The sequence below is a fragment of the Candidatus Bathyarchaeia archaeon genome (genome assembly GCA_038883335.1).
Classification (GTDB): Archaea; Thermoproteota; Bathyarchaeia; order Hecatellales; family Hecatellaceae; genus JAVZMI01.
Window position 1 is genome coordinate 17,075 of record JAVZMI010000012.1, and the last position, 16,061, is coordinate 33,135.

Genomic DNA, 16,061 nt, shown 5'->3' on the forward strand with positions numbered 1-16,061 from the left:
CTACCCTCACCAAGCTAACCTACATATGAGATATAAAAACATTAGAAGTAGTAACTTTATCTATGCAATCTTCTCTTAGGGGCTTAAAAAATTTTACAAGGCAATATTTGTGTCTGGGTTACGCTTTCCACCATTTGAAGATTAGATAGGTTACTCCCTTCTTGCGGTTAGGTATAGCGATGAGGAAGCGTTTACGGACGGTTGTGGCAAGGCGCCCAGCTCTCACAATCTCTACAGCATCCATCTTATCTCCTCGCCGCTTAACCTGAACGAGGAAAGGGGCGTGGTCGATCCCCGGTCCCTGCTCATAGACCGCAAAGTCGCAGCCGAATTTTATCCCAGGTTGCACTATAAGGTTCTTCTCTCTAAGATCCCGGTATACGGCGTACTTCAGTGGGAACTCCTCATATATCTGCCCTGCTTTCTTGATTAACTCTTTTTTAGATACTCTCTTTCCTTTCTCAAAGATGATTAACTTTCCTTTTTCGAAGAGGTATAGCCCCTCCATAAGATCTAGGAGGAGAGGAACCTTGAAGTCGATGACCTTAGGCTTCGGTATGCCTAGGGGCTTCCCGTAATACCCTACACCATATAGTTCAGTCCCTTCTTTTGGATCCCAGACAACCAGTCGGTTCTCCACCAACTCAGCTTGTATCTTCTCAGCCTTCATAACCACTACAAGCTCAGAGGGTTATAGCCAGTATCTTCGCGGTGTCGTTGGCTGTCTCGCTCATATCCGCTATTTCTTCAAGGAAGTTAGCGACATCCCGCAACATTAGTATGAGAGGTAGCTCCATCTTGCTGGTTATGATCTTGAGGTCAACCTTCCTATAAATGTCGTCCACAATCCTCTCAGCCGACTCAACATTCTTGGCTACCTCAAGGGTCTTCTCCCCCCCGTAAATCAACGAGAGGATAGTCTCTCTTAGTCTTCCCACACAATTCAGTGAAGCCTCTGCGAGGCTTCCGATATCTTTAGCGACATCGTTGCTAACGTACCACTTCCGGTTGGAAAGCTCCATCAATCTAAAGGAGATACCGCCACAATAATCGGCGATCGTGTTTGTTTCAGATGAGAGGCGGATAAAGTCCTCGCGGCTGAGGAGCACCATGCCTACCTCCGCTACCTCCCTCATCAAGGTCTTCTTAATCTCCGAGGCCTCCTCCTCGCACTTACTCACGTTCTTGTAATGTTGAACTACGAGGGGGTCGTTCCTGTCGCCGTAGGCAGATATCATCAGGCAGACTTCCCGGAAGGTTTCGAGAACTTTTCTCATATGCTCTTGGCATACCTCAAGGAGTCTCCTCCTAGTCTGCTCCGCCGACTCTAATGGAAGTGTCATTCCCTCCACCCGCATCCTGTTCCCAAGTTAATTGACAAAAAAAATGTGAGGGTAGCTTTAAAAGATTTGGTTATAACTCGCACCCTGCGTTATATGAGTTAAAAAGACATAGTTTGTAGTTTACAAACGGATGAAGGAGAAATAACTGGTAGATGGACACAGTCAGGAGTAGAATAATTTTACACATTGATATGGACCAGTTCTTTGCTGCAGTTGAAGAGAGAGAACATCCGGAAATCAGGGGCAAGCCTGTTGTTATTGGCGCTGACCCAAAGGGTGGGAAAGGGAGAGGGGTGGTTAGTGCATGTAATTATGAAGCCCGGAAATGTGGCGTAAGTTCAGGTATGCCTATTACCGCCGCATGGAGACTTTGTCCCCACGCAGTCTACTTACCAGTCAACTATCGCCTCTACGCTGAGGTCTCTTCCAGAATAATGGAGATCCTCCGAGGATACGCTGAAAAGCTTGAGCAGTGGGGTTTAGATGAGGCATTCTTAGATGTAAGCACGCGTGTCAGAACATACGAGGACGCTAAGAGGCTTGCCCAAGAGATTAAGAGAGAAATCTACGAAAAGGAGGGGCTAACGTGTTCAATTGGAATCGGGCCTAACAAGCTTGTAGCTAAGATAGCCAGCGACTTCAAGAAGCCTGACGGTCTAACCGTTGTTGAGGAGGAAGATGTTCAATCTTTTCTCGCCCCATTACCAGTCGGCAAACTTTTGTGGGTAGGTAAGAAGACAGAGCGTAAGCTCAACGGGCTCGGCATCAAGACTGTAGGTGACCTGAAACGGTGCGACCCTTCACTGCTCGTAGATAAGTTCGGTGTGGTCGGTACTCAACTGTATCTCTCAGCACGGGGGATAGATCAGAGCGAGGTAGAGGAACGGGGTATATCCAAGTCCATTGGGAGATACGTAACGTTTGAAGAAGACACATCCGACTTCCACTTCATATTTTCCACATTAGATAAGCTCTGCGAGGAAGTTCACACAGAGACTAAGGATCAGAACCTATTGTTCAAGACTGTTACCGTGACGGTCAGGTATGAAGATTTTGAGACTCACACCCACACCAAGACTCTACTATTCCAGACAAACCGGCTTGCAGACTTGCTGAAAGTGGCGCATGAACTTATACAGCCATATCTGAGAGCTGAAAGAAAAGTACGGCTCATAGGCGTGAGAGTTTCAAACCTGTTTTCGCACGAAAAACAGAAAACCTTAATTTAGCCCCTTTTCACCGCCTAAAGAGAACTATACAAGTTTCCTCGGCATCGAACAGGCGTTAACCGTGTATCTTAGGTTTAGTTTCATCCAACTCTTAACTTTATCTATTAATACGGCTTACATATATTTGCCCCTGGGAAAGTCTGCTAAATGCCAATTTTTCCCAAGCCGTGTTTGTCCTCGCTTTTCCCAGGGGTGCATCATGCTATTGCCGAGAAAACTTAAATTAGGTTATCTAATTTGGCGAGACTTGAGCTTAAGAATTGGATGTAGGCTAATGATAAATGAGCACCAAACATTGTAATGTCGCGATTGTCGCCTATTCTGAGATTGGATTAAAGAGCAAGCCAGTGAGAGCTAAGCTGGAGGACATGCTACTACGACACCTCAGAGCAGCACTGAGAAAGCGGGAAGTTCCATTCGAGTCTATAAGAAAAGAGAGGGGGAGGATCTACATCTGTAGCGGAGAGCCCTACGCAGCTGCCAAAGCGGCAAGCCACATCTTTGGTGTAGAGTATTCTGCACCTGCCTGTAAGACAACCATCGAGATGGATGCTATAGTAGAAGCGGCGTTGAAGCTGGCGGAATCCACCCTAACCATAGGTGAAAGTTTTGCTGTCGATGCTAGGAGAGTCGGGGTACACCCCTACACCAGCAAAGATCTAGAGGTGAGAATCGGGTCCGCGGTGCTTGACCATTTGGGACGCGAGAGAGGTCTGAGAGTTGACCTCAAAAATCCGGATAAGACGATCTATGTAGAGGCTAGAGAGAAGTCTGCTTACATCTACAGCCAGTTCTATGAAGGTTTAGGGGGGTTACCCTATGGAAGCCAGGGAAAGGCTGTGGCTCTCTTGACCTGCAATGTCTATAGTGCTCTAGCCGCATGGTTAATGATGAAAAGGGGCGTCGAAGTCATCCCGGTATATCTTGAGTTGCAGAACTCTCCAGACCTTAGATGCCGCGATGAGGCTATAGTTCTTGCAGAAAGTCTCCGAGAGTTTGTTCCAGTTGGAAGGCTGGAATTACTGTTTATACCATTTGATGGGGTTGTGGATGTTATCCACAGCATTGCAGCAAATTGCGCAACATTTAAAGTCCTATATGCACGTGCGTCGCACGCAGCCGCGTCTGGTATATGCCGCCTGATAGGTGGTGAGGGTATAGTGGCAGGATATAGGCCTCACCCCGAGAGAGGTTATCATCCAGAGCTGTTTCTCAGCCTGAGGGAGAGCGCAGATGTACCCATATACTGCCCCCTGATTGCTCTAAGTGGTGAAGAGGTCTCTAGGCTCATAGGCGTACTTCAGTTGCCAACTGATTTAATGTCGAGTGGCGGTGTAATAGAAGGCGTTACGTGTACAGAAACTCTGGGTATGAATTTAGAGCGGATAAAGTCATTGGAGGCAAGGTTGGGGCTCCGTAGCAAGGTCTACGAGGCGGTAGAGCGTAGGAGAGTGGTTGAGATAAGCGGGGCGCCTTAAGGGTGTAGCTCACTTCTATTTGCTCAAAGCCCTCCTGAGCTCCTCGTAAGCTCTCCTAAGCTCTTCGACGGAAGCTTCATCTTCAAGAGTACTCAAGTCTCCGATGGGCATATTCAACGCTACAGCTTTAATAACTCTCCGCATAATTTTTCCACTCCTGGTCTTCGGTAAAGTATTTGAAAAGTATACGGCCTCAGGATTTATGATTGGCCCTATGGTCTTACGTAGATGCTCCCTAACCTCGTCCACTAGCTCGTTAGAAGCCTCGAAGCCTTCCTTAAGTACAGCGAAGATAAGAATCGTCTCGCCCTTAATAGGATCAGGTTTTCCTATCACGGCAGCTTCAGCTATAGCTGGATGTCTCACAATGGCGCTTTCAACTTCCGCTGTTCCAATCCTGTGCCCAGCGATTTTCAGAACTTCGTCTGCTCTGCCAAGCAGCCAGAAGTATCCCTCCTCATCCTTCATAGCGTAGTCACCGGCGAAGTAGAGACCTGGAAATCTCGACCAATATGTCGACTTGTACCTTTCGGGGTCGTTGTGAATCGTTATTAGCATCCCAGGCCAAGGTCTCCTTATCACAAGGTAGCCTCTGACCTTGGGAGGACAAGATTTTCCGTCTTGATCCACGATGTCGGCATCGATGCCTGGAAGCGGGTAGGACGCGGAGCCTGGCTTCAGAGGTACGAGCCATATGCCTGGGCTTGGAGAGATCATCACTCCCCCAGTTTCCGTCTGCCACCAAGTGTCGACTATTGGGCACCGTCCCTTTCCAATTTTTTCGAAGTACCAACGCCAAGCTTCCGGGTTTATTGGCTCTCCGACACTTCCAAGAACTTGGAGGCTTCCTAGGTCATGCCTATCGACCCATTCATCCCCAAACCGCATAAACATCCTCACGGCTGTGGGGCTTGTGTAAAAAATAGTTACGCCATACTTTTCAATTATGGACCACCAGCGGTCTGGGGCCGGGTAGTCAGGTGCTCCCTCATAAATTACGATCGAGGCTCCATGAGTCAGGGGAGCGTAGACTATGGAGCTGTGGCCTGTAACCCACCCCACATCGGCGGTGCACCAGTAGATGCTATCTTCCCTGATGTCGAAGACCCACCGGTACATTGAGTGGTTGAAGACGATGTAGCCGCCAGTGCCATGGACTATGCCTTTAGGCTTACCTGTAGTTCCTGAAGTGTATAATATATATAGAGGGTCGTTGGATTCTACAGGCTCAGGCTTGACGTGACTCTCCGCCGCCTGAAGTAGGTCGTGAAGCCACAGGTCCCTTCCTTCCTCCATGTGAACATCGGAGCCAGTCCTCTTAACAACTATGACCCTCTCAACAGTCATAGTTGTTTTTAATGCCTCATCGACAATCTTCTTTAGGGGTATAATCTTACCTCGCCTATAGCCTCCGTCGGCTGTTACGACGAGTTTAGCCTGAACGTCGTTAACCCTGTCAGCTATGGCTGCGCTACTGAAACCTGAGAATATAACCGTGTGAGGTGCTCCAATCCTAGCGCAGGCGAGCATGAAGATGGGAAGTTCAGGTATCATGGGGAGGTATAGGGCTACCGTGTCACCTTTTCTAACACCAAGTCTCCTTAGGGCTGAGGCGACCTTATTGACTTCCCTGTAGAGTTCTGTATAGCTCAGAGTATGTGTATCACCAGGTTCGCCTTCCCAGTATAGTGCAACCTTATTTCTCCGCCAGCTTTTCATATGGATGTCTAGGCAAACATAGGAAGCGTTGAGCTTACCTCCAACAAACCATTTAGCGAAAGGTGGATCCCAGTCTAAGACCCTATCCCAAGTTCTAAACCATTCAATTTTTCTGGCTTCAGCATCCCAGAAAGCTTCAATGTCCTTGAGAGATCTCTCATAAAACTCTAGGTACCTTCTCGTAGGCCAAACTTTCTCCATAAAAGGAAGAGTGACATCCTCGGCCAATGTTTCAAACCCTTGCATTCATTCAGTAATTACCTGTTTGCATTTATGAGACTGCCAAAAGCTCCAATATAAAGCTTGAACACTCTTCTCGAATGTATAACGCTAACGGGAACCAGCGTATGCCACAATTCTACTCGTTAGGTCCTCGATGGCGTTGGTCTTGAGCGCTGTCTCCCTAAACTCCCTAGCCTTAGTAGAATAATCTTTAGAGTTGAGGAGTCTATCGGACGCGTTGAGTAGGATCTCTGCCGATATCCTTCTCTGGTCAAGCACCTCGGCTACACCAAGCATCAACGCTGTTTTAGCATTCCCGATTTGCTCAGTCTGCTCTTGGGTTGGGATCAGAATTAGAGGCTTCCCATAAGCTAAACTCTGGACAGTAGTAGTGTGGCCGCCTCTCCCCACAACGATGTCGCTGGCTTTCAGCATCTCGAACCGCTGTGGCAGCCAATTGTAAACCTTAACGTTCTCTCCATAATGGCTGTTGTTAGCGTTGTGCGAATTACCCAAGTCCCCCAGAGATACTACCACTTGGTAGCGGTCTGGGAACTTTTTGAATGCCTTCAGAAGCTTCTCCCCAAACCACCTTCTCTCCGAGCGTGGGCCGCTTAGGGCGGCGTAGATGAGAGGTCTGTCGTCAAGTCCAAACTTCTTACGGATCTCACCAACTTCAGGTAGCTCCTCATACCTGACTGGAAGGATTGGGCCGATGAACTTTACCTTTTCCCGGTATATTTTCGGGATAAGCATGTTTTGTGCCGCAATTGTATATGGTGGTGGAAAGTCTGGAACTATGATTGTGTCGCTCAGACCCCAGAGAGAAGCTACCACTCCAAGGCAGAAAGCCTTGGCAAGGTTTGACACAAACCGGTGGTGGACGAAGCCTGGGGCGATAATATATAATTGGTTAAGTATCGTGAGAACTGGCTTGCCGAGCATCTTCCCAGCTATTATGGAGGATAGACGGGTGTCTGAAACAATAACATCAGGATTAAACGATGCAATATGCGCAATCTCAGAGACTACCTGCCTGCCAAAGAATATGAGGTTTCTCACCATGAACCACCGGAATGAACGCCAAGGGTCAACCGCCCCATCCGGCCAATTCCAATACTGGAGGCTTGGAGATAAGACGGCTCTGAAACCTGCACTTCTCACATAGTCTACAGCATCCGCATAGGTTGAGAAGAGGGTCTCACAGCCACCTCTATCTAACCTTTTGGCGACCTCGATACAGCGCCCCGCGTGGCCGAGTCCGATTCCGCAAGGTGCAAAGTAGACTCTGAGCTGCTGGCATTCTGGAGGTTCCTTCGAGATAACCTATCACCCCTTAGCCTCAAGCACCACCCCTACCGAAGGCTCACCCTCTTGACAGCCCCTTTGGGCGTCTCCTCCATGAAAATTATGGCTTGGAACTTGTAAACCTTAGTGCCGTTTAGAAGCCATGAGTCCGGAGTTAGACCTGCCTTCATACAGCAGTTAGACAAGAATTCCTCCTCATCCCACCGCCACTCCACAGGAACCTGAGGTAAGAGAAGCCCCCTGAATCCTCCTCTCTCAACCACCAAACCATCCTCACCGATCCTCACTTGGCGTGGGTAATCTTTAGGGTTCTTCGCTTCTATGAGTTGCAAAGGCGTCAGGACACTTACCTCCACCAAGATTCGATCTAGCTCTTCAACCGTGAGTGGGTGGAACCTCGGATCGCGGAAGGCCGCATTGAAAGCGGAGTCTATGGTTGCCTCTGCAAGGGGTAAAATAGCTTCTGGGTAGCCTATACAACCCCTCAGCTCCATACCTTCGTCTGTGATCTTGTTAAGGGTGACAAAGACTCCACACTCAGTCTTCAACTTGTTGGGTACATCTCCCGGAGGCTTCAGCCTCCTTTTGTTTAGGAGGTATTCGGTTATCGCCGCCCTAGCAAGCCTCACTAGGAGTGCTCCCTCCTCGTCTGTGAGTGTAAAATTCAACTTCTCCACCGCCTAAACATTCTCTAAGTATGAGCGTGCAGCCTTTAAGGTTTGATCTATCATCCTCCAATGGCTCCCCTGCCAGTATACCTTCCCACACTTACCGTTAGTGCAAGTCCAAAATTCCCTGTAGCGCTTCAATGTCTCCTGAGGAATCTTATCCTTAACTGCGCTCCATTCAACTCTTTTTAAGAGAGAGTTGCATGTTGGGCATCTGGAGGACTCTACCCTTACCCTAAGACTAGCTCCGAATCGCTTTGAGAACCTTGAGAGCTTTATTGCCTCCTCCTCGCCAACATCTACAAAGTATGCTTCTACTCCTCTGCCTACAGCCCGCCTATAAAGGTCGAGGTCAGAGGTTAGGAGTATTCGCCCATCTTCCTTTGCTGTATTAATGAGAGTCTCATCTGTAGTGTCAGGTTCATAGACTACGTCGTAACCTAGTAACCGAAGCCACCTGGTAAACCTGCCTAACATCCCGTCAGCCAAGAACTTCATACAAACCCACCTGGTGTATGTAGAGTTCCACCTTTCAATATGCTCCCGACACCCCCCTTGCCTAGGATAGCCCCATCCTCCATGACTAGTTTCCCAGCGACGTAGGTCCTGACTGCCTTACCTTCTGCCTTCCAACCTTCGAAAGGTGAGAACTTGGCCTTGGAGTAGAAGCTCGCCGTGTCGATTTTATGTTCTCTAGTGGTGTCGATGGCTGTTAAGTCGGCGTCATAGCCTTGCCAAATTTTACCTTTCCGCTCCAGCTTGAATATTTCTGCTGGTCTCTGAGCAAGTGTCCTTACGAGATCAGCTAATGTGAATTCTCCTTGCCTAATCTTTGTGAGGAGGAGGGGTAGCGTCGTCTCAAGTCCGGGGATGCCTGGTGAGATCTCCCAGATGTCGGGGTGGTTTTTATCCTCCAGAGTGTGTGGTGCATGGTCGGAGACTAATATGTCGACGGATCCAGATTGCAAAGCCCTCCAGAGACCTTGCGCCTCTTCTGTGTTTCTCACAGGAGGCGCCGTCAAAGCGAAGCCTCGAAGCCTTTTGAGGGTAGCGTCAGTTAGGAAAAGATGGTGTGGCGTTACCTCACAAGTGACTTTGAATCCTCTCACTCGCGCATCCATGACCAACTCAAGGGATGACGTCGAGCTTACATGGCATATGTGCACTCGAACTCTCCTACTTATGGATCTTAGGATATGAGTTACAGCTTTAACCTCGGCCTCAACGCTGTGAGCTGCTAGATAATCCTCAGGGTTTCGCCTGCCCTCCGCCTTCAGCCTCTCCTCCATAGATTTAACCGTCGCCTTGTCCTCTGCGTGAAAAGCGACCACTTTACCAAGCCGTGTAGCCTCAGAGGCTACCGCTGATAGGACTTCTCCGCTACTCAGGTCAAGCTTTGACCAATCCTTATGCAGGTGGCCTTTAAAGGCAATAGCCCCTTCAACTGCCAAATCGGTCATCAACCTAAGATCAGCGGGGAATGAGGCGTAGAATCCGACGTTTACAATTATCTTGCTACTGGCGGTCGCCATCTTCTCCTTGAGATGTTCCCTCGAATCAGTCATCGGTTTGGTGTTTGGCATATCCAGAACTGTTGTGAAGCCTCCTGCTGCCGCTGCACAAGTTCCAGTGTGGAAGTCTTCCTTAAAGGCAAGTTCAAGGTCTCTAAGGTGGACGTGAGCGTCTATAAGTCCTGGAAGCAGCACCAAACCATTAAGGTTCTCAACTCGTGAACTTTCCGGCAGGTGTGCCTCCTTCCCAACCTTCACTATTCTGCCTTCATCGATGGAGACGCCCCCATCGAAGAGCCCCCAAGGGAGGTAGACCTTCGCGCCTAGAAGGTTTAAGTCCACCACCAATAGATATCCCCACGCCCTACATAGTTAGGCTTCGATTGAAACGTGACCATACGAGTCTCACGAAAGGAGCCCGGTACCCTAACCTTAGGTTACTGATATATAACAAAATTATAACAATTATAACTATTCATTAGTCTATCTTTGAGTATGGAGCGGTGTGCTACAATGGGCAAGAAAATACGTACTGCGGTTGTAGGTGTAGGAAACTGTTGCTCTGCGTTCACACAAGCGGTTCACTATTACGCCCTTGCAGGTAACTCACTTGAGGGTATACCAAACCCCGACATAAGAGGATATAAGCTTGGTGACATAGAGCTGGTCGCTGCCTTCGACATTGACAAACGAAAGGTAGGCAGAGATTTGAGCGAGGCAATCTTCGCAGCGCCTAATAATTACGATAAAGTCTGCGAGGTTCCATATGCAGGTGTCAGAGTGGTGAAGGGGCCTGTATTAGATGGTGCCACTGGTATGTTGGCTGGTGCGATACTCCTCTCTGATGAGCCCGAGGCCGACGTGGTGAGCGTTTTAAAGGAAAGCCGCACGGAAGTTCTGGTCAACCTCCTGCCTGCTGGAGCCGAGGAAGCCTCGAGGTTCTACGCTGAAGCGTCCCTAAAGGCTGGGTGTGGGTTCATAAATGCGACCCCCACAGCGATAGCCTGTGATCCTCGATATGCAAGAAGATTCGAAGAGGCTGGTCTCCCACTCGTTGGTGACGACCTCATGAGCCAGATAGGCGGGACTGTACTCCATAAGAAGCTCCTTGAGTTCTTAGTGGAGAGGGGTGTAAAGGTCATGCACACCTACCAGTTGGATGTGGGAGGTAGCCTCGAGACCTATAACACCTTGGAACCGTCGAGAAGGGCTTTAAAGAGGGCAGTAAAGACGGATGCCATTGAGAGTATACTGCCCTACAACGCTGAGATCGTCGCAGGAACAACCGACTATGTTGACTTCCTCAAGAATTCACGTGTAAGCTACTACTGGATCGAAGGTAGATATTTTTTGGGCGCACCCTTCGAGATTGATATATACCTCCGTACCGCTGACGCCCCTAACTGCTGTTCAGTGCTCTTCGACTCTATAAGGGGGGTTAAAGTAGCTCTCGAGAGGAGGATAGGCGGTCCGCTCATAAGCCTCTGCGCCTACGGCTATAAGCGCGCGCCTGTCAAAGGCAAAACCGATGAGGCGCTAAGGTGGTTTCGCGAGTTTATAGAAGGTAAGAGAGAAAGGTGAGATGAGGAGAATTAAGTCGTCGTCCCCTCCTTACCCCATTGCTTATCAAGAAAAGTCTTAACATCTGCAGAGTCCTTGGGGCCCACTAGGACATCCCAGTTGGTTGCATCTTCGATGTCCCCCTTCAGCCTAGCGGCGAGGCCTGGGATCAGAAGTCTTCGATGCCTAATCTTTCCTTCCACATTGCTAGTCTTCAACATCTCAGCTATCTTCTCAGCTGTGAACTGCCTCCCAGCCACTGCGACCTCCACCCCCAAACCTCCGGTATCTATCACAATAAGGTGACAGTTCACTCCGGATGACTGGAGGTCAGACTCGACTGTGAAGTAGGTTAGAGCGAAGTTTGCGGTTACCAAAAGTGGGGCATTCCAGTCAGGCTTACCGATCTCCCTTAACCCTGGGGAGACAGCCACAGGCTTCCTAGGGTCGGTGTAGATGTTCTCCCGGAGCGTGAGGAGTGGAAGTAGCCCCCACGTCTCGAGAGTGTGGAGGATCTCGAGATCTGCATACTTGACTATTAATGCGGAAGCCAAAGTAAACTCCTTGAAGGCAGTCATCGTAGGGTCGCTTTCAGGTTTGAGCCATGTTGCCGCCGGGACGCTAAGCAGGGGGAACCCGAAGTCTGGATCCCCCCTCTCGATGGCAGCCCTCCTTATGGCTATATACCTGCTCAGTGTCTCTTGGAAGCCTCCATCCGGGTTCACCCCGGGGTCAAGAACTAGTTCCTGGAGGCCCATTTCCCTTAAACCCCGTACCACCGATTTGAGGGTGTTCAGATCGTAGGGAGCCACGACTGCTACTGGAGCATCATATTGGAGGGCAAGTTTACCTACCTCCCGCCAGTTCTCCTCTGTGGCTGCGTATATTAAAGGTCGTCTCTTCCCAGCCACCTTTAATGCTCCATCCAAGGCGTCGGGGTTAAAAGAGCAGAGGATTAAGGGCATATCTGTGGCTTTCGTAATCTTCTCAACAACCTCTCCGTAGTGGGTTGGATCGTTGGAAACGGACCTTACAGCTATCAGGTCAAGACCTATGGGATGTGCAAGTCTTGTCACCTGGAAGCTCTCTATCTCCTTAACTCTCTTGATGAGTTGATCTTCTGTCATAAGGTCGTGAACAGTCACAGCTAGAGCAGTCTTGTTGAAAAAAGCTAGTTCGTGGCGGTATAATACTTCCTCGCCACCTATCTTAACGGCTTTATCTCCAACACCGATCACAACCTCCCTCACAGGTGGGGCGAGAAGTTTCTTCAAACTGTTAAGCTTCTCTTTATTCTGTTCCTCAAAGAGGGGTGGGCAGTCTTGAATTTTAACTGAACGCTCCAGGAGCTTAGCTGCGAACGCCATGCAGGTAGCTTCCCCACATTTTCTACAATTAGTCTGGGGTAGCAAATTATAGACGTCAATTGTGCCAATCCGCTTAGGCATATACGTCGCCCTCCCATACCTTAGCCTTTCATGGAGACCCATTCCTTGTAGGGGAGTGGTTCTGTCTGTTTGAGGCTCATCATCGAGTCAATTATAGTGTTAAGGGTCTTGTAAGACAGGGGATGCATGAGTAAGATCAGATCTGCCCCGGCTAGAAGCATCGTGAGAGCGGTTACCGTCTCCCAGAGAGGTCCTCTGAGTTCGACGGGTCCCAGTTCAGGTTTCTTCTTATAGGACTCTCTAGCTCCCCAAGCGTTGGTTGAGCCTGACATAATTGGCATGTTACAGTCTTTATCGCCATTCAGGGCTGCTAGCCTTAGCCTCTCGAAGACGGTGAAACCATACTCTAAGCCATAGCCTAGGGCGCCAGTGTTTGGGTCCATCACTATGTCTTCCCTAGACAATCCAACTTCAGGGTCAAGTAGCTTCTTGTTGAGCTGCTTCGCGTTGTTGACATCCATCGCGGAGAAGGCTACTACTGCGTGTCCGTGCCTCTTTACAGCCCTCCCTATCCGCTTATAATCATTGTCTAAGGTTGCGGAATTGATTAGGATTCTTTCACCCTCAGCTACCTCACAGACCTTCTCGAAGACTGCTGGGTCTTTCTCTGGGTTCCCTGAGCCTCCAACCAAGATGGGCACATCCACCGCTTGGAGCACATCCTCCACGGTCTTAGCTGCCTCACTCGGGCTGCGGTCTTTGACGAAAGGGTCTGTGCTTACAAGGTGAAGTGAGACCATCCTAGCTCCCCACTTCTCCACATAGAGCTTAGCCCACTCAGCTGGATCCTCTAAAACCTCCTTCAGATTTTCTTTAACCGGTTTAGGCAAGGGGACAGGCGCGTCGAAGAGGTCCAAGGATATTACTGGACCATTGGGGAGAACCCCCTCAAAGCTGCAGAAATGCAGTACCTGCTGGCCACCTAACTTAACTGTGCTACCGCGCGTGCCCCCCTCCGACTTCGATGCTCCTATCCTCACCTCAACTATCTTTCCGGGGTACTTATGCACTGGTGGTTCGAACTCCAACCTTGGCAGCGCCGAAATCTCTTTAACACTGGGTTTTTTGGGAACTTGGGCTGGAGGTAGCCGTGTGAATGGTTGAAATATTAAATGGATCTCATTAGCCGTAATCTTCACATTTTGAAACTCCAGTTCCCTGCCAATGTATTTGCCCAGAAGTTCAGAGATAGAGATATGTGTGTTATCTTTGTCACTAAGCTGGGCTTTCTTCTTAGCTTCTCCCTCTATCATTTAGGTATTCACCCTATTTGCCGTTCGCCTTTTTGACTATAAGTTTCTCAGCCACTATGGTGACGTTCTTCAAAATTACCTTGAAACCGCCCCCAGCGACTTCCGCCGGCGCCCCGACAATCACCTGTGTGGGCACCTCTAATTCTGGAACCTTAACCGCCTCTTTAGCTTCCACTACTAGCGGTGTAACCTTCTCTTTCCACCTTTCTACCACTGGATGACTTACCTTGGTTAAGAATTCTTTCAAAGCGTCGATATTATTTGCATCCTTCTCTGTAGCAATCTTTTCAAGTTTGTTAGGTGGAATATCGTCGGGGAAATCTTTCAGTCTATCTTTCAAGATGCTCGGCATCCAAACCACACGGTCCCATCCTCCATCACGCTGGATGAACTTTCTAGAGCGTAGATAGCCGGTTGAGACCCCTATGAACCCTGGGCTTTGGACTCCTCCCCCAGTGACGTTCGCCATGGAAGAGAACGTCAACCCATTGACGCATACCTCCTTAAAGTCTCGTGGAACGATGCCCATTCCATCGACCTCAGGGATGTAGAAGACAATGGATTCGAAGCAGCCGCACACCGTGTGCGGATAATCAAATGCACTGTGAAGGAAGACTCTACTTATGGTCTGGTTTGAACGTTCATAAGCGAACTTGTTGACGCCTTCCCACTCACCTGCAATAGGGTCCAGGCATCTTCCTTTCTCAATTCTTGTGTTTGGTCCCTTAGGATCGATCTGGCAGGCAACTTTGGCGTCAAACCAGCTAGTAGCCCCGCAAGGAGAGAACCTGTCGGGGGTGATCACGCATACGTTATTGGGGGCAAAAGATTGGCAGAGAAGGCAGCTGTAAAACTCAGGGGCCTCTTCATCGGATAGAGCTCTAGCTCTATCATCCCTCTCCCTATATACCTCCTTAGCCTTGGCGAGCCCCTCTTTAACTTTCTCCTCATCCGTTAGAATGGTTACCTGTATCTTCTCTAGGAAGGGAAGTTGTGCTTTCAGCAGTTTTATGAGGATCCGCCCGTAGATTTTGAGCGAGTTGAGCCCTTTCCTGTAAGCTTTCTTGCTCACTCTAAGGAATATGGTATTCCTCTGGTTCAGGTGCATCATACCCTCTATGAAGCTGGTGCATTCATGAATACGCCGCTCTATGACACCCTCCTGATCTTTCTCCACATTAGCACCAGCAACCTTAACGAGGATGCCTATAGGGTACTTTCCTCCCTCCTGCATCTGCTGGAGGTCTGGACCCACAACTACCACACTTTCATCCTCGACCTCATTAATAGGTTTCACTTGAACTAGTTCAAACTTGTATGGGACCCCATCTCCACCGAGGGAGACATAGGTTTCAGGGGCTCTGATCCTCTCGCCGCTGTACTGGATGCCTATGTCCACTGGGAACTTCTCAGCCGCCTTGGCCTCTTCCAAAAGTTTGGCGGCGTGCTCTTCCCCTAACGCGGTAGTCTCCCCAAACATTTTTGCATCTCTTTCAGCGGCGGTAATGGGTTCGTCAGTCAATTAGAACCACCCATAAGGTGTGAATGTGGAATAGATCTTGCAATTCTCTAATTTAAATATTTAATATATTATATACGTCATAATACTGTATACTTCATGTATAGAGAACCCTTCCGTCTCCTATCGCCTCTTCTAGACGCCTAATTACAAAATTCTTCTCTAGGGATAAAAGGAATGGCGCCAGCCTTGGGCCGTATCTCTTTCCAAGGAAGATCAGGTAGAGCGTCTCAAAGATTTTAGCTCCAACTCCAAAACGTCTGCCCACCTCAAAGATTTCATATTGAAGATCTTTCTCGTCCCACTCTCTACTCCTAAACATCTCTAAAACTGTTCTCAGAGCTTTCTTCTCAGCATCTCCAAGCTGCGATTTCAGTTCCGAGCTTAAAACCTCCGGTATCTGAATTTTTACCTCTTCTGGAGCATAGTTATTAACCCAGTAAGCTGCCTTCTTCAGTCTCCCTTTGACAAGTTCCACCTCAAGCTTCGTTAAAGGCCGCCCACCCAACCTCGCCGAAACCTGAATCGCCTTCTTCAAAATCTTCTCTTCTCCCAATAATGGCGCGAGTTGGGAGAGGATTACGGCGAACCTGTAGGGCAGTCTCACCGGCATGAGGCTTGGTGGCTCATTTGGTATGCACAGCGGGTAGATGGTCTCCACGTTTTGTGCTTCATCTCGGCTGGCCGCTTCATCGACCTTATAGTATATCCGCTCAGCTCTCTCAAACTCGTCGAGAAGTTGAGTGATCCTCTCCGGCTGGAAGCTTATGTGTTTCTTAGGGTCCTCCCTGAGAATCATGTAG

The 16,061-nt window shown here is 49.1% G+C and carries 14 protein-coding genes; 3 read left to right on the forward strand and 11 right to left on the reverse strand.

Features of this window, described 5'->3' with window-relative positions; genetic code table 11:
• Positions 1–118 precede the first annotated feature (118 nt).
• Together endA and QXJ75_06055 are read right to left on the reverse strand one after the other, a co-directional pair.
• Entirely contained in the window at positions 119–670 is a 552-nt protein-coding gene (gene endA, locus QXJ75_06050; GenBank protein MEM3737625.1) for a tRNA-intron lyase, read from the reverse strand.
• A 13-nt stretch (positions 671–683) separates the two neighbouring features.
• Complete coding sequence (locus tag QXJ75_06055; GenBank protein ID MEM3737626.1) at positions 684–1,343, reverse strand: DUF47 family protein; 660 nt, start codon at positions 1,341–1,343, stop codon at positions 684–686.
• A 152-nt stretch (positions 1,344–1,495) separates the two neighbouring features.
• Here QXJ75_06055 and dinB point away from each other — a divergent pair, with 152 nt between their 5' ends.
• Both dinB and QXJ75_06065 read left to right on the forward strand, forming a co-directional pair.
• Positions 1,496–2,572, forward strand: a complete 1,077-nt coding sequence (gene dinB, locus QXJ75_06060; protein ID MEM3737627.1) for a DNA polymerase IV — start codon at positions 1,496–1,498, stop codon at positions 2,570–2,572.
• A gap of 281 nt (positions 2,573–2,853) precedes the next feature.
• A complete protein-coding gene (locus QXJ75_06065; protein ID MEM3737628.1) occupies positions 2,854–4,050 on the forward strand; it encodes a THUMP domain-containing protein in 1,197 nt (398 codons plus the stop codon).
• Between the two features lie 15 nt (positions 4,051–4,065).
• Here the strand turns inward: QXJ75_06065 and acs are convergent, their stop codons facing one another.
• From acs to QXJ75_06090, 5 genes are all read right to left on the reverse strand, one after another.
• The gene (acs, locus tag QXJ75_06070; protein ID MEM3737629.1) at positions 4,066–5,970 is read right to left on the reverse strand and encodes an acetate--CoA ligase; all 1,905 of its coding nucleotides are present in this window, start codon (positions 5,968–5,970) and stop codon (positions 4,066–4,068) included.
• 129 nt (positions 5,971–6,099) lie between these two features.
• A complete protein-coding gene (locus tag QXJ75_06075) occupies positions 6,100–7,155 on the reverse strand; it encodes a glycosyltransferase (GenBank protein ID MEM3737630.1) in 1,056 nt (351 codons plus the stop codon).
• A 191-nt stretch (positions 7,156–7,346) separates the two neighbouring features.
• A complete protein-coding gene (locus tag QXJ75_06080; protein ID MEM3737631.1) occupies positions 7,347–7,967 on the reverse strand; it encodes a TIGR00296 family protein in 621 nt (206 codons plus the stop codon).
• A gap of 12 nt (positions 7,968–7,979) precedes the next feature.
• The gene (locus QXJ75_06085) at positions 7,980–8,465 is read right to left on the reverse strand and encodes a Mut7-C RNAse domain-containing protein (GenBank protein ID MEM3737632.1); all 486 of its coding nucleotides are present in this window, start codon (positions 8,463–8,465) and stop codon (positions 7,980–7,982) included.
• Positions 8,462–9,823 carry a dihydroorotase family protein gene (locus tag QXJ75_06090; protein MEM3737633.1) on the reverse strand — a complete coding sequence of 454 codons (1,362 nt, stop codon included), beginning with the start codon at positions 9,821–9,823 and terminating at the stop codon, positions 8,462–8,464. The genes QXJ75_06085 and QXJ75_06090 overlap by 4 nt, the downstream gene beginning before the upstream one ends.
• 168 nt (positions 9,824–9,991) lie before the next feature.
• Between QXJ75_06090 and QXJ75_06095 the strand changes: the two genes are divergently transcribed.
• Entirely contained in the window at positions 9,992–11,059 is a 1,068-nt protein-coding gene (locus QXJ75_06095) for an inositol-3-phosphate synthase (GenBank protein MEM3737634.1), read from the forward strand.
• Positions 11,060–11,070: 11 nt separating this feature from the next.
• On the opposite strand, the gene acsC is transcribed toward QXJ75_06095, so the two are convergent.
• The 4 genes from acsC to QXJ75_06115 form a co-directional block, all read right to left on the reverse strand.
• Complete coding sequence (gene acsC, locus QXJ75_06100; GenBank protein ID MEM3737635.1) at positions 11,071–12,528, reverse strand: acetyl-CoA decarbonylase/synthase complex subunit gamma; 1,458 nt, start codon at positions 12,526–12,528, stop codon at positions 11,071–11,073.
• The gene (gene cdhD, locus QXJ75_06105; protein ID MEM3737636.1) at positions 12,507–13,739 is read right to left on the reverse strand and encodes a CO dehydrogenase/acetyl-CoA synthase subunit delta; all 1,233 of its coding nucleotides are present in this window, start codon (positions 13,737–13,739) and stop codon (positions 12,507–12,509) included. Before cdhD ends, acsC begins: the two co-directional genes overlap by 22 nt.
• A 13-nt stretch (positions 13,740–13,752) precedes the next feature.
• Complete coding sequence (cdhC, locus tag QXJ75_06110; protein MEM3737637.1) at positions 13,753–15,261, reverse strand: CO dehydrogenase/CO-methylating acetyl-CoA synthase complex subunit beta; 1,509 nt, start codon at positions 15,259–15,261, stop codon at positions 13,753–13,755.
• A 94-nt stretch (positions 15,262–15,355) separates the two neighbouring features.
• On the reverse strand, positions 15,356–16,061 hold a 706-nt coding region (locus QXJ75_06115), incomplete at its 5' end, for a hypothetical protein (GenBank protein ID MEM3737638.1).